We start from the raw sequence: 24,332 nt of genomic DNA on the forward strand, positions 1-24,332 counted from the left end.
TGAGCGCGGTATTACCGTCTGTTCACTCAGTATTAATGCTAAAACTGTTCTGTTCCCCAATACTTGTAAAGGTAAAGGCAACATTTAATTAATTGTGGATGTTACATGCTTCTATTTCTTAAGCAGGCTCATCCCAAATAAATTCATAAAATTGCGACAGAATACTGGCCAGTTCATCTTCAAAAATCGTTTCCAGCTTGCGCTTACCGCCACTGCGTTTGTAATTACCAGTTTTAAAGGTTGTATCGTCTAACACCACTTGCTGTTTAATACTCGATGCCAGGCGTTCTAGCCAACTTAACTGGGCCGAGTTCCACTTTTTGCTCTGCTTAATTTTATCCAATGCATGGTCCACGCGTTCTTCAAAAGGCAGCAATGCATCGCCGATGGCCGCTCTTCGTATATGCCCGATAAGTCGCGCAGCAATATCCTGGTTTTTGGTGGCTTTCCAGGCTTTCCTCAATGTTGATTCATCATAGTTTTGCGCATCAAACCATTCCTGTAATTCCAGCAATGACTTTCGGGTCAAATCTCGCGGCCGGTTTATGATAGTCGCTAAGGCCTGTTGCTGATTAACCGATGTACTAACCAGGTTGTCGAAGGCCTCCAAAAAGTCTTCTGGCTTTTCATGTTCGCCCCATTTGCTTGTTACTTCTATAACCTCATCGGGAATATCCGTAAAAATAGGCATTTCCCGCAATTCGTTTAAACTGGCTTTGAGTTGCTCCAACCGATGGGCAAAGTTGGGTAAGCCATTTAAGATTTCAGCTGTTTGCTTAGCGCCTTTGGTTTTTAAAACATTGGGTAAACTAAAAAAATCGCATCCTGCTTTGGCTTTTAGAATTTCATCCAAACGCTTAATCTGGCTATCGACTTCTTTAGAGCGATCCTGATTTGAACGGGCATGAAGCGTAATACGCTGTAATTTAGTGACTAGCTGTTCGTGACTGTGCTCTGCAAAGCTTCTGCCATCTGCTTCAAAAGACTGATAGGTGTCTTGTGCTGTTATTTCATTGATCAGGGTTTGTATAGTAACCTGAGGACGCACTACGACCGGATGCATCGTATCAACACTTTGCAGCGTACTATATAGATCTACCGCATCGAAAATTTTAAAGCTGGTTTTACCGGCCGCAGGGCAAAGCCTGGTTGCCCGCCCTTTCATTTGTTCGTACAAAATACGGCTGCGAACCTTTCGCAAAAACACCAGATTACAAATATAGGGAATATCGATTCCGGTGGTGAGCAAATCTACCGTTACAACAATATTGGGTAAGCGATCTTTTTTATAACGGGTAATAAGCGACTGGATTTTTTTACTGTCTTTATCAGAGTCACCGGTAATTTTAATAATGGCGTCGTGCTCAAGTTCAGGATATTTTTGCTTAAAGGCAGTACGCAACTCTTCTACCACGATATCAGCATGCGTATTGTTGACGCAAAACACCAAGGTTTTTTGCCTTTCTTTATTGGTAGGATCGAGATGATTTACCAGCTCTTCGCAAACAACCTTGTTAAAGTTAGACGCAATCAGACCGCGATTAAAATCAGCCACTTCAAAAGCTTGTTCGTCTTCAAGAGTATCGTTTAAAAGCTCGCCCTGAGGAGAGAGCCTCATCACTTCGGCACCTTTACCAATATAAACGTTATCTCTTGCGAGTTTGGTAATGATTTTAACGGGCGGTTCCTGATCAACCAAATGCCCGTCGATGACAGCTTTTCGATAACTGTAGCGATAAACAGGCGTTTTATCTACGCCACCAAAAATATCGATGGTATGTAATGCGGGCGTTGCTGTTAGCGCTATTTTTACCGCATCAAAGTGGTCGATAATACGGCGATAAGACGAGATGTAATCCTGTAAATTCCGGAATTTTTCTTCGCCTTCGGTTTGTTCTTTATCCAGCACATACCCTCTGTGAGCCTCGTCGACGATGATACAGTCATAACGCGCGACGGGCATCACCTCGTCACTTTGCAGTGTGCGTTTTACCAGAGACTGTACTGTAGCAACATGTATTTTTGTTGCATCATCAGGAAACTTATCGGTTAAATTACTCACCTTGAATATTGATTTAAACGTGTCTCCTTTGATAGTGGTATCTTCAAAGGAATCCAGTGCCTGCTCACCCAGCGATGTTCTATCAACTAAAAACAAAATTCGCTTGAAACGTTTAGACTGAATAAGGCGATACATTAAGGCGATAGCAGTTCGGGTTTTCCCTGTGCCAGTAGCCATGGCTAATAAGATATCTTGCTGACCTTTGATCACGGCTTTTTCTACCGCCTCGACCGCTTCTTTCTGATAGTAGCGTAAGCCCAGCTCATCCGTGATTGGATTTTCTGCAAACCATTCATTGTATGCCTGCTTATCACCCGCCAGCATATCAATAAGTTCTTCAGGTCTGTGCCATTCAGGCAAGGCTTTGGGCATATTCGTGAAGTGTCTGACATCACGATACCAAATACCGCTTTTCGTTCGAACAGTTGCGCGGTAAGCACGACCATTAGTAGAAAAACAGAATGGTATTTTAAAAGGATTCCCTGATGAGTCTTGCCAAGTTACCAAATATTGAGGTATGGCTTCTTTAATCTGCTCTGGCTCTGCATGCGTTATTTCTTGTTTGAGCAGATCATAGTCAAAGGTCTTAGCGTATCGGTAGGCTTCATTTAATTTATCGCATACGTCTTTATTTTGTTTTTTCGCCTCAATAACTGCAATGGGTTTTAAACCGATAAATAGCACATAATCAGCGAAACCCAATTTGCCCGTTTCATCTTTGCCGGTTGGCCATTCTGCAATCGCGATATTTCTTCCAACCTGAGGGCGGGCCCCTTTGGCGTAATTTAAGTTTTGACTATCTGCATCCCACCCCGCTTTGCGCAACTGCTCATCTATAAGGTAACGAGTTTCAGTCTCAGACAGATTTAAACTTCGCTTCGCTGCTGATTTGCGTACTTCGGCATGATAAGCCTTACGTTGATCTGCTGTTTTACTGGCAAGCTCAACATCTTTGGCTTTCAGTTCCGCTTCTAAAGCTTTAATTCTTGCTTCGGCCTGCGCCTGGGTTTCTGTCTGCTTCGATTCTAATATCGATATATAGCCTTGCAGGCTAATGACCGTGTTTTCTTTTTCGGCGAGCTCTTTATCCGTTGTCGTTTTCTTATTATTTGCCTGCTGAAGTTTGACTTTGAGATCAAGGATCTCTGCCTCTAATACAGCACCCAGCTCACCTTTGGGTAATTGAAAGGCCGGGAAGACATAATCGAACTGGTTTGTTTTTAAGCTGTAGTACCAACCGGCTAACTTATAAGCCAATCGCAACGTCATCTCTGCATCGGGTAAATCGTCATGGTATTCGTGAACTGCTTTGTTACCTACTCTGCGAAGTTTATGGAAAACCTGAATAATGTCATCATTTATCCCCGGCACTTTTGCCAGTTCTCTGATGATATCCAACTGGGTTTCGGTTCGTTCAATTTTAAGTGCCAGAGCCAACTTTTTAGCGATAGCCTCACCGAAAATACGTAACTTAGCCATAGTGGTATTAGGATCACCAGGATAATTACGCTCAGCAGCTAAGGCGATTTGATATAGCTGCTTATCGATGTCTTTAAGAAAAAGAAAGTTAGACTGCTTCATGAGTGAGAATTCCTTATGTCGCTGGCTTCTATGAGCAAACGGTATTCCAATTTTTCGATGAGGTATTATTTGTCTGATTCTATACCCAATCGTTTCATCCAGTTCGATAATGTTTGATGATCCTTCAGGCCAAGGATTTGCGTTGCTTGCTTCTTAACATTACCACTCGCTTTTAGCGCTGCTAAAACGTATTTTTTTTGATATTTTTCAGTCAATTGGACTATATCTATTTTATCACTGAATGACAAATTCACGTCTTCAGCATCTTTGCTTTCAACTCTGCTAATAATTGCAGATGCTATGTCTGTATCCGTTATTATGTCCTTGTCGGACCATAAAAAACTGCGCTGGATGGTCGCCATCAACTCTCTGATGTTCCCCATCCAGGGTTGGCTTTTGATAAAGTTTATTCCCTTTGGAGAAATATTCTTACTTACGTATTCGCTATCAGTGTCGAACTGCTTATTTAGCTTTATTGAAATATCTGCCAGTAGGTCAGGAATATCATCTTGCCGCTCGCGCAATGCGGGTAAATTCACCACCCCAACAGCTAACCTATAAAACAAATCTTCTCTGAACTCTCCATTTCCGACCATTTTAGGCAGATCCCGGTGAGTGGCGGCTATTATTCTTACATTTACCTTTTTAGTCTTAGTGCTACCAACAGGAGTTATTTCATCTTCCTGCAATACCCTGAGCAATTTTGCCTGAATGGCAAGAGATAGCTCACCTACTTCATCTAAAAATAACGTGCTGTTGTGCGCTTGTTCAAAAAGTCCCTGATGACCTTTCTCTGCGCCGGTGAAGGCTCCCTTTACATGACCAAATAAAATAGAATCCACCAAGGTTTCAGGAAATGCTCCACAATTCACCGCTCTCATCTTTTCATTACACCTTAAACTGGCGTTGTGTATTGCATTCGCTAGTAACTCTTTACCGGTGCCTGTTTCACCTAAGATTAATGCTGGAACATCAGTACGCGCTATTCTTTTTGCTTTCTCAACAGATTCTTTCATTACAGAAGAGTTGATGGTTAGATCAGAAAAGGCTTTATCAGTAACCAAGTCATTTATCACAGCATCAGCTGTATTTTTTGCTACTGACTTAGCTGGAGCCTGGATGATACTGGCAGGTATCTCCACCTTGTAAAGCTCATTTTTAGGTGTGCTTTGTACAAAGTTTGAATTATGTATACCGCTCCCCACAAGCACCGACAGAGTCGCCATCGCTGGCGTGCCCGATGTGAGATTTATAGATAACAGACTGGACTCTTTACTTAGCCCATGAAGCCATTTATATGCTTCCTGGTAAATAGACTCGTAGTGAATAGGGCTTTGTATTTTCGCTTTGAAAATATTAATTTCTATTTTCGTTTGGCCTCGCTTTTTTGCTGTCTCTTGTAAGAAACGTTTGAATTTTTGCCACTCCTCCTTGTATTGATTGGCTAAGATAACGACCTTATCAACCGGCGCTTCAGATTTAGCGATTGTCGTTGCAATCGCCGCAGGTTGACCATTAAGCATGTTTTCGATGTCTCTATTGCCTAGCCATGTGAAGAGAGTATGCATTGCTACTAAAGCGCCTTTTATCAAATAGTGTAAATAATATTACCTTAAATAATATTATTTACACTCTTTTTGCAAATTAAAGCTCAGTATGCATTTTGACCATCAGCAAGATTGAACTGCCTTGACACATTCAATATGGGTTCGAAAACGTCCAGATATGGCGAAGAATATCAGCATAACGCGGGCATTCCAGCGTCAAGAAATAACATGGAACTGCACTCAGCTTTAGCGTTATTTTCCATCGTAATTAATATGACTTCCTGTGTCAGTGTATTGCATAGCATCACTTAACGTTTTTTTGCCGATATCATGTCAAAGCGAACCTACAATTCCGAGTATCTCTTCCTATGTATTGACATAGCAGTTCTCGATGAATGTTTGTTATCACGGAATAAAAGTATCGATAAAGAACAAGATCTCATCAGATGTCCACTGATTGTCTTAACTTTAACCACACTCTAATGCTTGAATATCGGCTGCTGATAAGGTTGAAGAACATATCGACTGAATTTTTTCGTCATTCTTTGCGAAACTAGTTATTTCAGGCCCAACGAATCGATATCGCTCTCTTTGGCTAAATCAATCAAGATTGGCGTTGCACTGCTTCCAGTGCCACCTCCTAGGCCAGCGATAATGATAATAAGGTCAGCATATTTTATTAATGAAGCTAAGGCATCTTTACTCTGAATGGCAGCATTGCTAGCTACACCTGGTTCCGCCCCGGCTCCATCCCCCCTTTGTTGCCGCCTCAATCAATACTACTTTATGATTTGTAAACCTATGCAAAGCAGCGATATCGGTACTCTCGGCAGCTAGCAAAGAGAAAGGCAATCCATCTTCGCTAAACAAGGAGCCAAGATAATCGTTTCGTTAACTTTCATAGCGATTCACGGGGCGCTTCCAGTAAGTGAGCCCCTTGATCACGGCATCCGCGCGCTGCCCAGGCACTAAGTCAAAACACAGCGCATTAAATATACCCGACCAGGACCAGGCGGACTGATATTAACGCCGGTACCATTCAGCACTGAATAAGCAAAATGCTGCGCACCAATGTGTATTTTTTAAACACGAGGAAGTGGGAGCTTTTGTAGATAATAAATTTCTAAGTTTGTTATAAACGGTTTCACTCAGTTGATAAGAAAATAGTGGCGCGCCTTTGGCGGTATCGCAGCTCTTTTTGATGAAGTAAATTGTTAATAATTTCAGCAATAATCTCGCTCGAACTTAGCAATCCCTTGGTTCTCGACACTTTACTACTTCCCATATGAGGTTATCTAATATACTTTTATTTCAATTTGTTACTGACTTCATCCGACAACTTTTTAACCCTTGCGTTTTGTGTTCTACGGCTTAACTCTTTTTGAACCATCTTTAGCTCACTAGAATTCAGTTCATACTCTGAAAAGAGCTTTTCGAATTCATTAATATATAGCCCTACAAAGGGGCGATCTGTATTTGGTCGCAATTTTTGTTTAATGCTATCGTCTTTGATTTTATCGAGTGTTATGAGGCGTTGTTTATTTTTTCTGAAAGAGGGTTCTTCCAAATCCTTTGTCACTAAAGATTTAAGATCCACATTTTCATAGTTAGGTTTCAAATTAATTTTTTCACATAACTTAACTGCTAGGGGGTATCCTCTATGAGCCAGTTGTTTTATAAGCGATTCAGCCATTTTCTTGCGATTTCTAGGTTCATCTGGATCACTGACTAAATCTAATGAATATAGGTAAGAGGCTTCGCTATCTCCATTCAATACTGCTTTTGCAAGTACTGTGCGAAAACCCTTTTTGTTTCCACTTACTTTTCTAATTTTGTATAGCTCAGTCAGATGACTGACCGAATTAGATGTGTTGCCTAATCTTTTTTCTCTCGTATTAAACGCGTTGTACCAATCTTCGAGATAACGTTCCCGCTCAGAAATTAACTTCAATGGAGGTTTGGGTAGTCCGTTACGAAAATCATAATGACCAAGACCTGGACGTAACCCACTGAACTCTTGGATGTTCGGGTTGGGTGTAATATTAAACTGAACTCGAAGCATTTTTTCACAGAAATATTGCCAGAGTTTAACGTGATCATGAATTGCACTGCACGCCAACTGTCGTACCCCACTCACAGAAAGCGCAGCGTTATTGCCGAAAAAGCGATTACTATTTCGTGAAATATTTTCAAAAAGCCTAATTTCGCTACAGTTGCCCCTAAGCACCAAAAAAACAATATGGTCTTTTAACTCAAACAGCACCGCCTCGTCTTGCTCCTTGTCATTTGAAATAACAAAATCTAAGCTCGTTTGATTGCTATTCATCAATGTATGTAACGCTGATTTTCGCGGAATAATCAGTCTTAGCTTGCCGACCATTTCGCTATAATTAGACCAAAAGCGAACTCGACTCCGCAATCGACTTATCTCGTCGTCAGTGATATTGAGATATCTTTTGTTTTCGTGCGCGCACATCATATCCATGACGTTTTGAAATGCATAAAAAGCGCTCAGTTTAAACAAAGCTTTTAACGCATCCCGCACATCAGCACTAACTTCAAACCACAACGTGTTAGTCGCGCTTGGCAGGCAAGTTTTTTCCAGCCAATCCTTTAAAGGTTGATGTATCGGCAATCGTCGTTTTAATACCCCATTGATGAGCTCGATCGTCTCTGGCGTAGTCGATTCTTTCAAACAGCGTACGAACCATAAAGAGGCCTTTTCATCATCATATTGTTCAAGAACATCCAATGCTCCTAAGACGATGCTATTTCGATAACGTGAAGAGTTAGGCAATTTGAGAAAGTGAGATAGTTGTGCAGGTACCACGTCACATTCGTAAGCTAAAGCCGCAATCTTTACAAAATGCTTATCTCTCAATGCTATTAACCAACGTGTTCGCTGTGCCGCTACTCCACTAATAAGCGGTAGAACGATATCTAACGACCTAAGCAAAAATGTGGGGAACTTTTCTTGGCGGCCATCTAAATGTAGCGCTGCGACAAATAATGCGAGACGGCCTAATCGTTCATTTTTGCCTATCGCTTGCCAAACGAGCGTTGCAGCCCTTATCCCTTGCTCGTCACCATCAAAAATGATGTCTTGCTGAAAAACACCTAACCACTCTATAGGTGTTATCAAGTCTTCCGAGCCATTTTCAATAAGCTTTAAAATTTGTTGGATAGTAAGGGGAGGAAATTGAGGCACAGGTCGATGATTCAATTCTCGCGCGAGCGCACCGTCAGACGAAACGTTTTTTAATGTATTCGTTTTGGGTATTCTCGGAAGCTTAAATTGAATCCCGCTACTTAGCGACACGAACTACTCCTTCCTTCCCTACCACTTTCTGAAATTCCTGACCTTTAAATTGAAAGCGGAACATCACTTTACGGTCAGCCTCATTCGCCATGGTCTGGTCTGAGTCTATCGCACCTCGACCAGAAATCAGCAGCTTTTGCAAATAATCGGGCTTATTGGGAAAATCCATTAAGCTGATGTATTCAAATACACTGTTGGCACGAAGCACACTCAGCCGCATGTTGTGTTCAAAATTCCCTTCACTGCTCGAATGTCCCTCTACGACAATACGCACTACCTCCTCGGCCGTTTCTTTATTTTGAAATACCACCTTGCTGTAAACTGGTATAAATTTATCCAAAAACACTTCGCCATCGCGTTTTAATTGGTAGTCGTTTTGCTCAAATAAAACAGAATTGGTTATTGAAATATCACCTGTTTCTGGATTTGGCGTCGCATCAATGCCCGCAGCTTTAAACCCATCCTCCAATCCTTTAATGATCATCACACGATTGTTTTTACTCTTTTCTGCCACATCGGCAATCTGCACTAATGCACTGATGAGTAAGAGCGCAAAAATCATTAGCAGCGCTGACATCAAATCACCAATGGAAAGCCAGGTGCCATTTTCATCGATAGCTTCGTTGTTATCTACTCCCTGTACAAGTTGACTCATTTACACTGCCTCAGTCTGCTTGGTTTCCATCTCGCTTATTTTTGCGCTGACCAGGTAATCAGCAGCTTGGGCAAGGCGATTGTGGATATTGGCTGCAGCTTCATCAAATGTATTGAAAAACTGCTCCGTACTTTGGTTAGCTTGTGTAAAGTATTTCTCCATGGCCTTGGGTAGCCCTTCTGTCACCTCCCGGAATACTCTTGATGCCTGTTCATAATCCTTTTTAAGCGCTCCAATATGACGCCCCATGGTATTCGCAATATCCTGTAATTCAGATAGCGTTGCCGTTTTTGAAAGCCCAATTGCCTGAGCCAAGTTTTCTATTGTTTTAGCCGATGATTGAAGGTTTTCATGTTGCTGAGTTAACTCTTGCAATAAATTGTGACGCGTTTGATACTCTTCTTCGAATACCTGCTTAAAGCGATTAACTGCATCCACTAGTCCGGTGGTTTGTTTATTCAAAGAATCCTCTAGCAGGTTGCTTTGATCTTCAAAGAATGTAGTCAGGTTTTTTTGATATTCAATCCGGAAAGCCTCTAACTCCGTTTGAATAGTGTGCGACATGTTAGTGATTTTCGAATCAATATCACCTAGTCCCTGTTCTAGCTCATGGCGCGCAGTATGCATTAATGAACTCGCTTGCTCACCGGTGGTCCGTAACACATCATTTTGTTCTTTAAAGCTTTGATTGGTCTGCTCAAGTAAATTTTCGATTCGTTTTTCTGTCGCATCAAACAGCTCTTTTTCAGTTGCAGCTCTGGATACTAAAGCTTCTTCAAGTTGTTCACCCATGCCTTTAAATGCCTGGGAAGCTTTTTCCGCGCTCTGTTCAAATGCCTCTCGCTGCGACGCCATGCCTTCACTAAACTCTTCTCTTGCGGATGTCATCAACGCACTTGCTTCACTGCCGGTGGTCTTTAAGGTTTCATTTTGTTCTTCAAAGCTCTGGCTAGTTTGTTTGAGCAAATTCTCTATGCGTTCTTCCATTGAGAAAAAGAGCTGTTTTTCTTTCTCTGCGCGATTATCCAGTGCGGCCTCTAGCTGTTCTCGCATTCCGCTGAATGCATCTGCGGCGTTACTTGCACTTTGTTCAAAAGCACTTCGCTGTGACGCCATTCCCTCTTCACTTAACTTCAAGACATCGTGAACTTTCTGTGTAATATCGTTCATCGCGCTCTTAGTATCGTCCTTAAAACCATCGAGAACTGATGCGAGTGACTGAGCAAAGTCCTGAAGTTTTTGCATTGTGTCCTGATTGAATTTGTTGATCGTTTCAACTGTTGTCGACATATTGGTTAAAACTTTACCAACATTGGTATTCAGCTTTTCTGTCACCTCATTGCTGGCGTTTACCGCCTCAGTTGTTTTATTTAACTCTTGCGTAACTGGCTCAATTAACTCTTCTTTAATTGCATTAATAATCTGACTGAGCAGTTCTTTATGATTGTCTTGCTTAATTTGGCGCAGTGTTTGAATTTCATCTTTAAACTCAGACAATATCGGCACCACTGAGTTTTTCATTGTGTTGTCGACGGAGTCTGAAATTTGGGAAGCGATATATTCACCGTTCAAATTATCCCCTAATCCTTTAAACGTAGTAAGTAATTCGCCAAACTGATTACCTACCGCTTCCATAGCACGCGTTGACTGCAACTGCGCATCCAACATTTGTTGATCTTGTTCACGTTCCGCAATTTTTTGTAAAAATTCGACGCTTGACGCTTCTGCCAAACATTGGGATAAAAGACGATTAACCTTACTTGTTTTGCTATTAAGACGAATATGGAAAAACTGCATTACAAGCATAATAATGGCTGAGCCAGCAAGGCCTGCGAGCGAGGTATAAAAAGCCGTTTTCATACCCTCTAGAAGTTGAGATGCCGATTGCAGCAAAGATGCTGTGCCTTGTTCAACGCCACTAAAATTGAACTCTGATAGACCTAGCGTAATACCCAAAAAGGTGCCCGCCACACCAATACTAGTTAACAAAGCAGGTAAACTTTTACCGTGAAATCCTGGCGTACGGATAAAAGCTTGAGATATATTACTTTTGATAAGAAAACGACCGTCACGCTTTTCTGCAACAACGTCTTCACTACTCAGAGTTAGCATGAGATGCTGTTTTAACCAGTCGGCCGCAATACCTGAAAACTTGCTAAGCGAGACCACCTCTTCTTTTGTGAGCTGCTTAGCCATCGTAAACAACTCGCCCAGCTCTTTTTTATCGCGTCTGTAGCCAATTATCTGACCGCTTAAGCCCACAAAAAAGAGCCCAAAAATACCGACAAGCAGTAAAAAAGTAATCAAATCTATTTGTAAAGATTGAATCAGATTGCCCATATTACAACACTCCTATCGGATTAAAGATTCAAGTTCATAAGAAGAAAAAAGCTCTTTCGCTATTCGCAAAGGTATATGTTCTGCATCAAGTCGCAAAACACCATTGATATTCACAGGGCTGTGCAATCTCACACTCAGCAGCACTTCACCATCAGTGTTGTCATTATCAACTTTTAAGTAAGCAGCGTTTTCATGAAATCGAAGTAGGCTCGCCTGCCATGAGGATTTCTGACGACGCATTGCTTCGGTGATATCATTTTTTGCCCCCAAAGTTTCCCGAGAAACTTTCCAGGCATGATTTAGCGCAATAATGCGAGTAATGATTGCTTCAACAGAATTGAAAGATTCCATAAAATCTCGGCTGTTTTTTTCACCCGTATGAGACCTGGATGAACTTGCATGTAATTCCTTTAACATTTTTATAACTCCCTAATTTTCAAGCTCTTCGTTTCATTCTTTTTGAAACCTCATCAGAGCCCGCTTTAGCATTTCCAAAAATTAAAAATGCCTTGCACAGGCCCGTCTTTATTGAAATTGCGATCAACAGAATCTCGGCTATACATCATGTGCTCTAGTTTACTGCTGGCTTGTCAAGGTACCTGACAATGGTCGTGTCCTGCTTCTCCCGCTGTCCTGTATTAATCTTACTAGCAGCAGGTAGGTACTCAGCTGACAGTTTAAACGGAATATCAACTTCTTGAACGCCCTGTTCGAGAGGTGACTGCAAAAAAGTACAGGGGAAACGAGTTTTTCCTAACAAAATCCAAACCGTTTGCATAGCGGGTGTACCAAGGCTAAGGAGGATAGATAGCCTATTCGGTTGAGTGCAAAGTTTATTTAGATGACGATTTGCATGTGCGTATATATCGCCAAAATCAATTGATGATGACAGCGAAATATGATTAGCACGAATATTGGCATTAGTAAGCTTGCTCAGCCATTCAATACAAGGAGCAACGCGTTCTTTAAGGTAGTTATATAACAATTCTATTGAATCAAGAATGTGGGTGTTCAGAACTGACACAATGGGTCCAGAAATATTCTTGATATAAGTATCGCCCTTTAACGAATCAAGGTCATTTCCTCCAATCCAACTGGTGAGTACCCGTTCCTTTTTACCACTACTGCTCATCCTTGACCCTCAACTTTAGCAAAGCAACAAAAACTAATATCCCGATAAATTTCTGCGTAGATATAAAAATTGCTTAAGTAAAGATACCATCAGCCACTGATTTTGGGAATCTCAATATTAGCCAAAAGTATAACAAAAAACTCACAATTCCGATCCCAGCCTTTGCAGAGACCAACAAACCTACTCCTCATCATCAGAGTCTTTTTTGAATAGAAAGCCAATACCTAGAATTATCACCGCGGTAAGGAAGGCGAAAGGAATCATTAAGCCAGATTCAAGAATTTGAGTAAGATAGTCCATAATGAAACCTCAGATAGTAAGTTTTGATTAAGCTACAAGCTTTATTGCTATTCTCGCTCTCGATGGATGGAGTTTTGCTTACGACGCTATTTTTTGTTTTTGGACACAGTGGGCTTGATGTCTTTAAACTGCTGCATAGATTTCCACAACGCCCTCTGAGTTTCTTTTCGGTGCAGAGCAAGTCGCACAATGCCGTTTTTATCAAACTCAATATGCTGCAAGTCAACAGCATGCTCTTTATCTTTGTTTGTCATAAAATATTACCCCTGATGAAAGTGGACAGAAGACCCCATGGTTCTCTTCAAAACCTACAATAATGCTATTTTATAATCGCGCTACTTTATGTCTGTCCCTTTGAGTCTTCTCTATCAAATCGTTGTATCTGAGTCGCTATGTTAAGCTTCGCGGAATACTTCAATTGTTCTTTATCACAAGTCCAGATGTGACGTAAAATATCGGCATACCTAGGGTTTGATTGGGAAAGTTGTTTGAGCGCTGAAGCACAAAGTTCTAACGTTAACGAGTCATGGTTTACCATTGTTCCTGTAGCGGTGTAGATCATAGATTCAGATAATGTGACGGTTTTACCTATATCGTGAAGAAGTGCTCCGACAATACCTAAAGCCTTTTCTTCTTTTCTACCCACCATGTTTTTCGCAAATAACTCTGCCACTCGTATGCTGTGTCTTAACAAGCCACCAATATAGTTATGATGGTAATTTAAGCTTGCTGGGTTTCGAAGAAATGGCACCATTATTCGGCTTTGAATCAAAGTGTGCGCGACGAATCGTCTTAACGCTTCATACTCAATGCACTCTACTATTTTAACCAGACGCTCGACATCTTCATGATTCTCCGATGCATCTCTAGGAACTAAGCGTATATGTCTGTACTTTTCAGGAATTTCATCAACAGCATAGAAAAAGTCAGCAACATATACCTCACCAACGGTTGTTTTAACTTTCGTTGCTTCAACGTGAACAAAGCCAAAGTGAGAAAAGCGTTTTGTGTCGCAATCAATCTGCGTGGCTATTATCTCAAACTGGGTAAATGCATCCATTAACGTAATCACCCAATACGGTCTACCATGCTGGTTAAACCTAACTACGAAACCAGCCATGCAATAAAAACCTTTAAAACGAGAAAGTTTTTTCGCTTCTGAAAGCTCCGGCTGCAATGAATCAATTTTCATCGTTCTGCCCTCTTTGTTGATACCAGTATAAACTCCGTCCTAATTCACCTTTACAGTGTATTAAGTGCTAAAACTAGAAGTGCTGGCTGTTCTCACATAGAACGTTTGAAAGTAGTTGCTCGAACGCAGAACCATCTCTTCGAGTCAGGTTTGGTACGTAGCGGCTGTAGATCTCAAATAGCATTTTTGTGTTTGCGTGCCCCATTTGACGCGCTATCCATTCGGGCGCTTCGCCGGATGCTAACCACAACGTTGCAGCGGTATGACGAGTTTCGTATGGTCTTCGATATTCCATACCGATTTTTTCTAATGTAGGTTTCCAAACCCGATCTCTTACATTGCCATGATCTAACGGGTTACCTTGGGAATTCGGAAATACAAACTTCCCATCACCAGAAACGTCCAACTGATTTTGAAGCGCTTCTTTCACTAATGTCGACATTTGAATGTCGCGCATAGAGCCGCGAGTTTTGGTTGAATCCATTCGACCTTGCACAAATGTCTCTCTGATACTTATCGTGCCCAAGTCAAAGTCAACGTACTTCCACATTAGGCCATCAATTTCAGCGGTTCTCATGCCAGTAAAAAAGCGCACTGTGTAGTAATTCCGAAAGTCGACACGCACTGTTTTCAAAAACGTTAGCACTTGTTCTAGTGAAAATGGATTAACATCTCGCCGGTCTACGCGAAGCGGCGCAATATTTTCAAATTGGCAGCGGAAACCAAACCTGTCAGCCGCCTCGCGTAAAATCATTCGAAGTGGTGTCATGATATGATTTACAAAGTCGGTCGAAAGCTGAGTACCATCAGCTTTTGGCTGCATCAGTTTGGCGCGATATTTCAAAATAGTCGGGCGGTCAATTTCGCTCACATCAAAACCCGCAAACTCTTTAGTGAGATACGAGAACACATAAATTCTCATGCTGTTGACGTAGCTTTGTTTCCAACGTACTTCGTTTTCAGAAAACCACTCCTGGGCAAAGTCTTCAAACGCCCTATTGTTATGCCCTTGAAGAGCGTTAGACACTTTTTGGTAAGTAGCCAGCATCGCTCGCTTTATGCGGCTTGCTTGTTCATCTTCTTTAACAAAGTTCGAAGCCTTTTTAGAATCTGGAAAATAATCGCTGTACACAAAGCATTTTAAGCGAATATCTGACTCAATTTGCTTAAGTAGCTTTTCAAGCTTCTTCCTATTGGCCCGAGTATCTGGCAATACGGTTTGCTCTCTACATCGCGTATTTAAATACCTGAAATCAATATAAAGCTTGGATTCACGAACATTTATACTACCCATGACACACTCTCCCCGACGCCATGGGAATATATGAAGCATTTCGAACTGCACTTTCATACAAATACGCTTCTACCTCTTCCCAAATGTATAGAATTTTTCTACCATTGAATGGTCGGATGTAGTGCTTACCTTCGATGAAAATAGAGTCTCGCAGCTCCGCATTGATGTAGTTGGCGCTAAATTTAATTCGGGCTGAGAGCTCTTTTGCTGTGAGCAACGTTTGTTTCATAAAGGCCTCCTTTGACCTGTTTCGTCTTCACAAGACAAATATACAAGTCAATTTTCGTCTTATCAAGACATTTTTGTATATTTTTTGGTAACCGTATTTTGATTAAGTATAAGATTAGAGAGCTGGTAAAACAGAAATCCGAACAAGAAGGCAGAAAAATAACGCTGTCGTTTCTAGCAAATGAGGTGGGTATTCAAAGCTCAGCTATGAGTAAAATAGCCAATAACACTGGCTATCACACCAGCATCACCACGCTAGAAGCTTTGTGTAAATTCTTTGATTGTAAAATTGAAGATGTTGTTGAGTATGTGCCGGATTAGCGTGCTATTGAGCCACTTTAATGTTGTGATAATTAACGATCGAAGGTCACAGCTTAACGGCTGTCAGATTGCTACCTGAAGTTTTAATTTTACCAAGAGGTATAAGTGGGCAACAGTTGCATCGAGTACAAAGGACGATGTAAAAATTTTTTTGCCTTAATGTAGAACTGCTCAAGGCTTATGAAAAGGCAAATCCTGCCTAAACTGTTCCACTTCCACCTTCAAAGCTATGCAGCGCGATTTATCAAATGAGCTGGTTGATGTTATCAAAAATACACTTAATCTAATTGAAGAACACAGCTTAAGTGAAGTCTCCTTCCTTTCAAACGATGTTAAATGGTTCAGTTCTGTCTCTGAACGGATATATCAGGAGATAAAATCAAACCTGCATGTTGACAAAGATTGCGTGTATTTCTCTGGGACTTTTGATTCATAGAATCCCCTGCTTTTATTTCCACGAGGTTACCGCTGTCAGTAGTTTTTCTGAGCAGGGACAACTGCTAAAGTTATCAATCTTGCCATTTTATTTTCTCATTCTGCTCAAACGATGATAACTGGAATTGAGAATTAAAATCGCAAAGTGTAATTATCTTGGGAGCGCCAGAGTAGCTTGGAAAAACTTACTTTAAAACCTTGAACAATTGACACAGTTGACCGATTTACTATTCCAATAGCGATAGTGCAAGCTGAGGGCGCTGATTTGCTTGGGCTAGGACAGAGATGCTTGCTTGCTGAACTATTTGAGATTGCGTTAGCCTGGACGTAGTCGATGCAAAATCTGTGTCCATGATTCTGCTCCTTGCATCAGAAACATTCTCAGAAATGTTGCTCAGACTTCTTATTGTAGACTTGAAACGGTTCTCCAGTGCACCTAACTCTGTTCTTAGCGTGTTTATGCGAGAGAGTGCTCCATCGATTGCTGAAGTAGGACTTTTGCGATTGATGCCAGAAGCGCTGGGTGAACTCGAGTATGTGCCAATAATTGAATTAATAGATAGTGAAGATGGATTATTTACATTTTCAGCAATTCTTAGTTGAGTGTTACCAGGACGAATAAAAACACCAACAGTTTGACCAATAGGATCTTGCCCTGCACCAAGAGAGTCAGAACCAAGGACACTATCAATCCCTTCGGCAATATTAGCTGCGTCCATTATGGAAATACCAGCAGCATCATTTCCGGTCAAGTTTAAATCAAGCTCAAAAAAAGATTGACCAGCATCATTGGAGATAGCGAATTTATAGACTCCTTGATTCAGTCCGTCAGTTCTAAAAATGCTGTTTGTAAGCGCATTTGGCTCACCACTATTTGATACCACAGGAGCGCCAAATGTTGTCGTTCCCGCAACAACATCAATTCCTGCTATATTGAGTCCAGCTAAATCGAATCCAAGCCCAGATAATTGATTGAACCTAACAGTTATATTTTGCCCCGCGTTCGAGCCGACTAAAAACCTTGCACTAAAATCTCCTCGTAGGATATCTTGCCCAGCGAACTGAGTAGTATTTGAAATTCGATTAATCTCTGCGAGCGAAGCATCAGCTTCTTTCTGAAGCGCTTGGATATCTGAAGAAGTATTGATACCGTTCTGTGCTTGTATTGAAAGCTGCCTGACTCGCTGGAGATTAGTAGCTACCTCTGATAGCGCACCATCAGCTGTCTGAATTAATGAAATACCATCATTTGCGTTTCTCACAGCTTGACTCAAGCCTTTTATCTGCGAAGTCATCCTAGAAGAAATTTGTAGTCCAGCCGAATCATCACTTGCACGATTAATTTTTAAGCCCGACGATAACTGCTCAAAAGACTGAGATAGGGCGTGGTTTGTATTTGCTAAAGCTCTTCTGGCACCCATCGCCACAATGTTTGTATTGATAAAAAGAGACACCTTTCATTCCCTCAACGAATTTCCATCACTTATATTTCAGGGTCATTTCAACGCCGTAGTATTTCCAATATCGGCAACACTACAAATGTCTGAAGCTAAATTAAAATTCCCGTTGCAAACTAAAATGCGGATTTTTATTAAATGACATCTTATCTATCGTTGACTCACTCCATTCTCCTTTCAACGAACGCTATTCTTAAAACTGGCAGTCAGTTTCGGGGGGAACGTCAGCCATCTCTAATGAAATGGTATTTGGTTACTCTACTAGTAAAAAATGACCGCTCAGTACAGATGCCATGGGCTTCAGGTATGAAACTGCTGGTGTTGATTCGTCGCTGATATTTCGAACGTCTTTTGTTTATCTTTAGCGCCACCTTTTCACGAATGCGAAAAGGTCCGTCTTACGTTAATGGCTGCCAAAATAACGGACTATGAAGCACTTGAAATTGTTGAGCGAAAACTGCCAACGATGAACTATCAAAACCGTATCGAACAATTTGCGGCTCAAGAGGGAATAAAAGCGAGTAGCGTGGGAAAACGGTTATCTCAAAGGCGCAGACGTATTAGAGAATGGCTTAATCTGCCGGGTCACTCCCCTACCCGCCATAGCAATGCTTTAATTGTCACAGATTCAGAAGGACGCACATTTACCAGCTTAAAAGAAGCTACTGCCAAAAAAGGCATGCATCGCTCAACATTAAAAAGCGGCGGCTTAAAGCTTGTAAGAGTGAAGAAATACGCCTTTGAATCGGAAATGTCTATTTCTGCCGAATCCCTTTCACTTCTGTGCGCTCATCCAAATTTACTGTTAAAAGACGACTTATTCTCTTCTGATGGCCACTTCATACTTTTAGATAATCAAGTGCGCCTACATTTATTCTTCAGAAATACTGGAGGTAATGAATATATTGCATTTGCATCAATTGATGGCGTGACGTTATTCAGTGTTAATTGCTCGATAAATGGATACAGCATATCTACAAACAGCACATTATTTCGCGATACCGCTTTCCTAAAACCTCACGAAAAAACAGCATTGCACAATTTAATGCGCGGTTGTGCGAAGCAGAATTGTGAAATGTTCTTGAGTGACTTTGTTAAATACAAAATGCCATAAGAGAAAAACGCCATGGTTTTTAACGGCAAATAACAACGGAGTTAAATCTAGATTTGGTCACGAGTGGTCACGAATTGTGACCACTCGTGACCATTACGACAGTATTCATACGTTTTTAAAGGAAAAAACGAAAAGAAATAGAAATCCTGAAAAAACGGCTTAAAACCGATTATTTCAATGCTGTCAATGAGTTAGGAATCTTAAATATTTTTGAAATGACGGTAGAAAAATTCTTAGGGGAAAAACTAGATGGTGCGTCTACCCTGATTCGAACAGGGGACCTCTACCATGTCAAGGTAGCGCTCTAACCAACTGAGCTATAGACGCATTTTGAGTTGAGGCGTAAAAACAACAAACGGGCATTTGTCTGCTCAACGGCGCGTATAATACTGAGGCAGAATGAAAGCTGCAAGAAAAACTTAATAAAACTGAATTAAGTGCTTATTTTACAAGCAGCATAGGCTGTCAGTTAAAATACTCACAGCCCACCGAGTGTTGGAAGCACTGTTAGTCACGCAAGTTAAAAGGGAGCGGTTTTATGCTATCTACCAATCTTCCGTCGTTCACCGCTTCCATGAAGTATTCACCTAGCCTGTCGGTTTCGCTTAATACGGTTTGCCAATACTTTATACGCGTGGGTGCATCGAGCACTTCAAAATCTTTTCTATCAGGTATCTTGCCGTAAGGTAGTTTGGCGACAAATGATGGCGAAGGCACCAACATAACTACATTATCGTAGCTTGAACGATGGGGAACGCGGCGCTTTAAGCCTTTATCAAACCATCCAGGAATAGGTTTGTTGTAAAAGTGAGGATACAAAACCAAGCCTTCATCGGGGCCAAACGACACATCAAAGTGATAGTCTATTATGCCGCCGTCCCTATACATTCCTGGTGGCGCGCCTTCTATTTGAGTAACCCCTTCAATCACTATCGGAATTGAACCTGACGCCAATAATGCACTATGAATATTGCCTTGCGTTAGCGAATGAAAATGAGAGGGCATTCCGTAGGGATCGGTAATAGTTAATTGGCTATTTGGCGATGAAAACACATATCGCTCATACAACTTAGTTAAATTTTTACGGCTTACGGTATTAGCAGCCGCACTCATGGCCAAGCCAGAGAGCTGCTGAAATTTACCCTCAAAACGCGTTGCGCCTAAGCATTTAGCAACAATTAAATGCGCTTTAAACCGCTCGTTTGCCAAAACCTCTTGCTTTCCCTTTTCATCAACCATGTGTTTTAACAAGTCTTCTGCTTTTGATGTTATTTCTCGAGCTGTGGGTTTGTTACTGCTGTACGTTGTTGTTGAATAAGACTCTGCAAGTCTGTTTATTGCTGCAAGCGGATCATTTTGCACCGCACAAATGGCACGAAAAGCCCCTGCTGATGAACCAATTACGTGAATTTGGTGCTTTACGCTGGCAAACCATTCTGGAAATAGAACTCTATCTAGCCCGGCAAGTGAAAACCACTTAGGCCCTCCGGATGCCCCCAGAAAGTAGCTAAATAACTCAGGGGTAAAACCGTTCTTTAAGATAGTTTCTCTTGCTTTATCTCCTGCATATACTTCTAATGGTGCCACGCGCTTTCCTGTTTTAAATCTAGATTGTTCTGTTAGTTTTTATTCATAAAATCGTGCATTTTTGCACTTATGTCGTAAATTACCAGCTAACAACTTAAAAGTAATGATTTTCTCGTAGTCGAATGCTGCCATTACCTATTCTGAACTCAGCTCATGCCTCTATTATTCGTCACTTAAACTATTCATCACTTTTAAAAATGTGTTGTACTCATCAGCAGTTATATTTTTAATTTTTTCAGCCTGCCATTGAGAAACTAACGGAGTAATTTCATTGAAGATGTTTTTTCCCTTTTCAGAAAGCGCAACATTAACGGCACGCTTATCTCGTTCGCTAGCCATCCTAGTAACCAGTTGTTTATTTTCTAATTGCTGAAGTGCCCTACTTATTTGTACTTTATCGAGGCGTGTGGCAACAGCTATATTTTTAGATAACATAGCGTCATTGTTTCCTAGAGTGGCCACCACACGCCATTCGGGCATGCTCAGTCCAAATGGTCGATAAATAGAGGCTAATGACTGACTGAGATCATTAGAAAGCATGGCTACCTTGTAGGCCAACATGTCGTTAAGCTTCATTTTAAACCTCTTTTTCAACCGATTGTGTTAGTGCTATATAAAGCTCTTCTTCGAGCGGTTAGAAATCTATCTGCTGACTATCGCCGCTTTACACAAATCAACATGCTCTCAAATAGTGTTTATCAACCTCAGTTGTTTTAACCAACCCATTCAAAGGTGCAGTTGCCGGCAAACACTGAATAATTACTCCGGATGTAAACTAATCAGCACGTTTCTCGACTAACTCCCAACATGTTTTACTGTTCACAATTGATTTACATAACATTAAGCACTAGCCTAAACGAATTAGTTTCATTTGTAACTAGTTAAATAGCGTGGGTGTCTCACTAATATTTTTAGAAGTAGCGAGATGAACAGAAGGTTTCAACTCCTATAAAAGACCACGATGTAAAATCACTATTTAAAATCACAATGTAGAAATGCAGCGCAGAAGAACGGTTGATAATACCGCGACCAAAAAAGCAAATTGGGGGAGCAATGAAAAACTTAAAATACATGACGGGTTTCAATAATGAGCACGAAACCGAGGCGCTTGAAAATGCGCTTCCTAAAGGCCAGTTTAGCCCCCAGAAAGTAAATTATAAGCTGTATGCAGAGCAGTTTAGCAGTACGGCATTTACGGCCCCTCGTCACGCCAACAGACGCACCTGGACTTATCGTATTAGGCCGTCTATTGCTATGGGCGACTTTGCACCTTATGCCCACGCTCTAATAAAAACTGCTCCGGATAGCGACATTCCCTGCCCTCCTAATGTTCTAAGGTGGAATCCTATTCCACTGCCAGAGAAAAGCACCGATTTTGTTGATGGCCTAGTCACTATTGGCACAAATGGCGATGCGAAAACGCAAATTGGTATGGGCATTCACTGCTACGCTGCCAATGCGTCTATGGGCAATAAAGTGTTTTACTCTTCCGATGGAGAAATGTTGTTTGTACCTCAAGAAGGTAAGCTTAACGTGAAAACCGAATTTGGTTTACTCTCTGTAGTGCCCGGTGAAATTATGGTTATTCCTCGTGGCGTGCGCTTTTCTGTAGATGTGAGTAAAGACGAGCCAATTCGCGGCTACATTTGTGAAAATTATGGCCATCCGTTTGTTTTGCCGGAACGCGGCCCGGTAGGAGCCAACGGCTATTCAAATCAGCGCGATTTTCTTTACCCTGTGGCCTGGTTTGAAGATAACGATATGGCCCATACCGTTATCAATAAATTCTGCGGCAATTTGTACGCAGCGGAAATGGACCACTCTCCTTTTGATGTAGTGGCATGGGTAGGCAACTCTGCCCCTTATAAATACGATCTTGCTAACTTTAATGTGATGAACACTGTGAGCTTCGATCATCCCGACCCCTCTATTTTTACTGTGCTCACCTCGCCCTCTGAATTAGACGGCACTGCAAACGTAGACTTTGTAATATTTCCTCCGCGCTGGATGGTGGCAGAAAATACATTTCGCCCTCCTTACTATCACAGAAATGTGATGAGTGAATTTATGGGGTTAATCGAAGGTACGTACGACGCAAAAGAGCACGGGTTCGTGCCAGGCGGAATGAGCCTGCATAATTGCATGACGCCTCACGGCCCTGAGGCCGAAGTGTTTGAAAAAGCATCGAACGCAGATTTAGCTCCACAGCAATATAAAGATACATTGGCATTTATGTTTGAATCCCGTTACGCCATTGCACCAACGGCGTATGCCATGCAAAGCCCGCAAAGGCAAAAAGACTATATCAACTGCTGGAGCGGCCTGAAGAAATATTTCGATGGTAACCTTTAAACAGGTTGCGTTATTAAGTCATGGTGAATTAACGAGAGTACATAAGGCTGTATCAAATTATGGACACTCTATACCACCATCAATTTTTAATAAAAGCGCTAAACATTAGTGCTTTAGGGCTTTTATTACCTCATTAAACCGCTGCGAATTTTAGAGTGAAAACTTATCGTTACAGCTTTGCTTTCCATAGCAAAAGTAGGTGTTGGTAGCGTCTATTGCTTGTGTTTTAACGTCGCGCTTACAATCGACTCACAATTACAAAAACATATCCACGAAGGAAAACTTCCTATGGCAGATCTATTTGAAAATCCCATTGGTTTAGACGGCTTCGAATTTTTAGAATTCACCGCACCAGAGAAAGGTATCTTAGAACCCATGTTTGAAGCGATGGGTTTTACGCTTGTGGCTCGCCATAAATCAAAAGACGTTGAATTGTGGCGTCAAGGCGACATTAACCTTTTAAGTAATTACGAGAAAGACTGTCATGCTGCCTACTATGCTGAAGAGCACGGCCCTTCTGCTTGCGGCATGGCGTTTAGAGTAAAAGACTCACAAGTAGCTTATAAAGAAGTGTTAGAGCGTGGGGCACAGCCCATGGACACTTACACCGGTCCGATGGAACTAAAACTGCCTGCAATAAAAGGTATCGGCGGTGCCATGCTATACCTCATCGACCGTTATAAAGGCGAAAATACTATTTACGACATCGACTTTAACTGGATTGAAGGCGTAGATCGTCATCCAGTTGGATGTGGTTTCCATACTCTAGATCATCTTACGCACAACGTTTACCGTGGTCGCATGGACTTTTGGGCAAACTTTTACGAGAAGCTCTTTAACTTCAGAGAAATTCGCTATTTCGATATTAAAGGGGAATACACAGGACTGCTGTCTAAGGCGATGACAGCTCCAGATGGCAAAATCCGTATTCCGCTAAATGAAGAAGCTGTTGGCGGTGGCGGTCAAATTGAAGAATTTTTGATGAAATATAACGGCGAAGGCATTCAACATATTGCGTTTGCCTGCGATGATTTAGTCGCTTGCTTAGATAAGTTGAAAGCCAGAGGTATGAAGTTTATGACGCCTCCGCCTAATACTTACTATGAAATGCTAGAAGAGCGCCTTCCAGGTCATGGCGAAAATGTTGAAGAACTTCAAAAGCGCGGAATATTACTCGACGGCACAACAAAAGATGGCGAGCCTCGACTGCTGCTTCAAATATTTTCTGAGACGGTATTTGGCCCGGTTTTCTTTGAGTTTATTCAGCGCAAAGAAGATGATGGCTTCGGCGAAGGAAATTTCAAAGCGCTGTTTGAGTCTATTGAGCGTGACCAAGTTAGCCGCGGCGCTATTAATAAAAAGTAGCGAGCAACAAGCTACTCGATAAAAGCGCTAGCCCTTGCGGCAAGGGCTTTA

At 41.5% G+C, this 24,332-nt stretch carries 19 protein-coding genes and 1 tRNA gene; 4 read left to right on the forward strand and 16 right to left on the reverse strand.

The features are described from left to right. Positions 1 to 118: 118 nt before the first annotated feature. From hsdR to GTW09_RS02575, 12 genes are all read right to left on the reverse strand, one after another. Complete coding sequence (gene hsdR, locus GTW09_RS02520) at positions 119 to 3,643, reverse strand: type I restriction-modification system endonuclease (RefSeq protein ID WP_163109792.1); 3,525 nt, start codon at positions 3,641 to 3,643, stop codon at positions 119 to 121. Positions 3,644 to 3,708: 65 nt separating this feature from the next. Further along, positions 3,709 to 5,211 carry a sigma 54-interacting transcriptional regulator gene (locus GTW09_RS02525; protein ID WP_163109794.1) on the reverse strand — a complete coding sequence of 501 codons (1,503 nt, stop codon included), beginning with the start codon at positions 5,209 to 5,211 and terminating at the stop codon, positions 3,709 to 3,711. 536 nt (positions 5,212 to 5,747) lie between these two features. Continuing rightward, entirely contained in the window at positions 5,748 to 5,963 is a 216-nt protein-coding gene (locus GTW09_RS17510; protein ID WP_239059247.1) for a hypothetical protein, read from the reverse strand. A gap of 533 nt (positions 5,964 to 6,496) precedes the next feature. After that, on the reverse strand, positions 6,497 to 8,509 hold the full coding sequence (locus tag GTW09_RS17515; RefSeq protein ID WP_163109796.1) for an EH signature domain-containing protein: 2,013 nt from the start codon (positions 8,507 to 8,509) through the stop codon (positions 6,497 to 6,499). Further along, a complete protein-coding gene (locus GTW09_RS02540; protein WP_163109798.1) occupies positions 8,496 to 9,164 on the reverse strand; it encodes an OmpA family protein in 669 nt (222 codons plus the stop codon). The genes GTW09_RS17515 and GTW09_RS02540 overlap by 14 nt, the downstream gene beginning before the upstream one ends. Beyond that, positions 9,165 to 11,504, reverse strand: coding sequence for a hypothetical protein (locus GTW09_RS02545; RefSeq protein WP_163109800.1), 2,340 nt, complete (start codon positions 11,502 to 11,504; stop codon positions 9,165 to 9,167). It lies immediately after the preceding gene. Between the two features lie 12 nt (positions 11,505 to 11,516). Further along, positions 11,517 to 11,921, reverse strand: a complete 405-nt coding sequence (locus tag GTW09_RS02550; RefSeq protein ID WP_239059248.1) for a hypothetical protein — start codon at positions 11,919 to 11,921, stop codon at positions 11,517 to 11,519. A 154-nt stretch (positions 11,922 to 12,075) separates the two neighbouring features. After that, positions 12,076 to 12,636: a hypothetical protein gene (locus GTW09_RS02555; protein ID WP_163109802.1), complete on the reverse strand. Its 561-nt coding sequence runs from the start codon at positions 12,634 to 12,636 to the stop codon at positions 12,076 to 12,078. 386 nt (positions 12,637 to 13,022) lie between these two features. Then, positions 13,023 to 13,190 (reverse strand): hypothetical protein, encoded by a 168-nt coding sequence (locus GTW09_RS02560; RefSeq protein ID WP_157187990.1) that lies wholly within the window; start codon positions 13,188 to 13,190, stop codon positions 13,023 to 13,025. A gap of 86 nt (positions 13,191 to 13,276) precedes the next feature. After that, positions 13,277 to 14,128 (reverse strand): HD domain-containing protein, encoded by an 852-nt coding sequence (locus tag GTW09_RS02565; RefSeq protein ID WP_163109804.1) that lies wholly within the window; start codon positions 14,126 to 14,128, stop codon positions 13,277 to 13,279. Between the two features lie 73 nt (positions 14,129 to 14,201). Further along, the gene (locus tag GTW09_RS02570; RefSeq protein WP_163109806.1) at positions 14,202 to 15,422 is read right to left on the reverse strand and encodes a site-specific integrase; all 1,221 of its coding nucleotides are present in this window, start codon (positions 15,420 to 15,422) and stop codon (positions 14,202 to 14,204) included. After that, entirely contained in the window at positions 15,415 to 15,651 is a 237-nt protein-coding gene (locus tag GTW09_RS02575; protein WP_163109808.1) for a hypothetical protein, read from the reverse strand. The genes GTW09_RS02570 and GTW09_RS02575 overlap by 8 nt, the downstream gene beginning before the upstream one ends. Before the next feature lie 98 nt (positions 15,652 to 15,749). Between GTW09_RS02575 and GTW09_RS02580 the strand changes: the two genes are divergently transcribed. Next, the gene (locus tag GTW09_RS02580; RefSeq protein ID WP_014978923.1) at positions 15,750 to 15,971 is read left to right on the forward strand and encodes a helix-turn-helix domain-containing protein; all 222 of its coding nucleotides are present in this window, start codon (positions 15,750 to 15,752) and stop codon (positions 15,969 to 15,971) included. A gap of 662 nt (positions 15,972 to 16,633) precedes the next feature. On the opposite strand, the gene GTW09_RS17725 is transcribed toward GTW09_RS02580, so the two are convergent. Beyond that, a complete protein-coding gene (locus GTW09_RS17725) occupies positions 16,634 to 17,860 on the reverse strand; it encodes a flagellin N-terminal helical domain-containing protein (RefSeq protein WP_163109810.1) in 1,227 nt (408 codons plus the stop codon). A gap of 409 nt (positions 17,861 to 18,269) precedes the next feature. Between GTW09_RS17725 and GTW09_RS02590 the strand changes: the two genes are divergently transcribed. Continuing rightward, complete coding sequence (locus GTW09_RS02590; protein WP_239059249.1) at positions 18,270 to 18,977, forward strand: hypothetical protein; 708 nt, start codon at positions 18,270 to 18,272, stop codon at positions 18,975 to 18,977. A gap of 250 nt (positions 18,978 to 19,227) precedes the next feature. Here the strand turns inward: GTW09_RS02590 and GTW09_RS02595 are convergent. The 3 genes from GTW09_RS02595 to GTW09_RS02605 all read right to left on the reverse strand — a co-directional run bounded on the left by GTW09_RS02595 (position 19,228) and on the right by GTW09_RS02605 (position 21,140). Further along, a tRNA-Val gene (locus tag GTW09_RS02595) sits at positions 19,228 to 19,304 on the reverse strand. A gap of 180 nt (positions 19,305 to 19,484) precedes the next feature. Further along, complete coding sequence (locus GTW09_RS02600) at positions 19,485 to 20,564, reverse strand: patatin-like phospholipase family protein (RefSeq protein WP_163109811.1); 1,080 nt, start codon at positions 20,562 to 20,564, stop codon at positions 19,485 to 19,487. 162 nt (positions 20,565 to 20,726) lie between these two features. Then, a complete protein-coding gene (locus GTW09_RS02605; RefSeq protein ID WP_163109812.1) occupies positions 20,727 to 21,140 on the reverse strand; it encodes a MarR family winged helix-turn-helix transcriptional regulator in 414 nt (137 codons plus the stop codon). Positions 21,141 to 21,617: 477 nt separating this feature from the next. Here GTW09_RS02605 and hmgA point away from each other — a divergent pair, with 477 nt between their 5' ends. Continuing rightward, positions 21,618 to 22,916, forward strand: a complete 1,299-nt coding sequence (gene hmgA / locus GTW09_RS02610) for a homogentisate 1,2-dioxygenase (RefSeq protein ID WP_163109813.1) — start codon at positions 21,618 to 21,620, stop codon at positions 22,914 to 22,916. A 288-nt stretch (positions 22,917 to 23,204) separates the two neighbouring features. After that, positions 23,205 to 24,281 (forward strand): 4-hydroxyphenylpyruvate dioxygenase, encoded by a 1,077-nt coding sequence (gene hppD / locus GTW09_RS02615; RefSeq protein ID WP_071979265.1) that lies wholly within the window; start codon positions 23,205 to 23,207, stop codon positions 24,279 to 24,281. The last annotated feature ends 51 nt before the right edge of the window (positions 24,282 to 24,332 follow it).

Origin of the sequence: Alteromonas hispanica (assembly GCF_010500915.1) — a bacterium.
In the GTDB taxonomy this organism is placed as follows: domain Bacteria; phylum Pseudomonadota; class Gammaproteobacteria; order Enterobacterales; family Alteromonadaceae; genus Alteromonas; species Alteromonas hispanica.

What these genes read in the sequence shown, in the direction of transcription:
- hsdR (WP_163109792.1), bottom strand. Translation starts at nt 3,643, where the DNA reads ATGAAGCAGTCTAACTTTCTTTTTCTTAAAGACATCGATAAGCAGCTA.
- GTW09_RS02525 (WP_163109794.1), bottom strand. Translation starts at nt 5,211, where the DNA reads ATGCATACTCTCTTCACATGGCTAGGCAATAGAGACATCGAAAACATG.
- GTW09_RS02540 (WP_163109798.1), bottom strand. Translation starts at nt 9,164, where the DNA reads ATGAGTCAACTTGTACAGGGAGTAGATAACAACGAAGCTATCGATGAA.
- GTW09_RS02545 (WP_163109800.1), bottom strand. Translation starts at nt 11,504, where the DNA reads ATGGGCAATCTGATTCAATCTTTACAAATAGATTTGATTACTTTTTTA.
- GTW09_RS02550 (WP_239059248.1), bottom strand. Translation starts at nt 11,921, where the DNA reads ATGTTAAAGGAATTACATGCAAGTTCATCCAGGTCTCATACGGGTGAA.
- GTW09_RS02555 (WP_163109802.1), bottom strand. Translation starts at nt 12,636, where the DNA reads ATGAGCAGTAGTGGTAAAAAGGAACGGGTACTCACCAGTTGGATTGGA.
- GTW09_RS02560 (WP_157187990.1), bottom strand. Translation starts at nt 13,190, where the DNA reads ATGACAAACAAAGATAAAGAGCATGCTGTTGACTTGCAGCATATTGAG.
- GTW09_RS02565 (WP_163109804.1), bottom strand. Translation starts at nt 14,128, where the DNA reads ATGAAAATTGATTCATTGCAGCCGGAGCTTTCAGAAGCGAAAAAACTT.
- GTW09_RS02570 (WP_163109806.1), bottom strand. Translation starts at nt 15,422, where the DNA reads ATGGGTAGTATAAATGTTCGTGAATCCAAGCTTTATATTGATTTCAGG.
- GTW09_RS02575 (WP_163109808.1), bottom strand. Translation starts at nt 15,651, where the DNA reads ATGAAACAAACGTTGCTCACAGCAAAAGAGCTCTCAGCCCGAATTAAA.
- GTW09_RS02590 (WP_239059249.1), top strand. Translation starts at nt 18,270, where the DNA reads ATGGCTGCCAAAATAACGGACTATGAAGCACTTGAAATTGTTGAGCGA.
- GTW09_RS02605 (WP_163109812.1), bottom strand. Translation starts at nt 21,140, where the DNA reads ATGAAGCTTAACGACATGTTGGCCTACAAGGTAGCCATGCTTTCTAAT.
- hmgA (WP_163109813.1), top strand. Translation starts at nt 21,618, where the DNA reads ATGAAAAACTTAAAATACATGACGGGTTTCAATAATGAGCACGAAACC.
- hppD (WP_071979265.1), top strand. Translation starts at nt 23,205, where the DNA reads ATGGCAGATCTATTTGAAAATCCCATTGGTTTAGACGGCTTCGAATTT.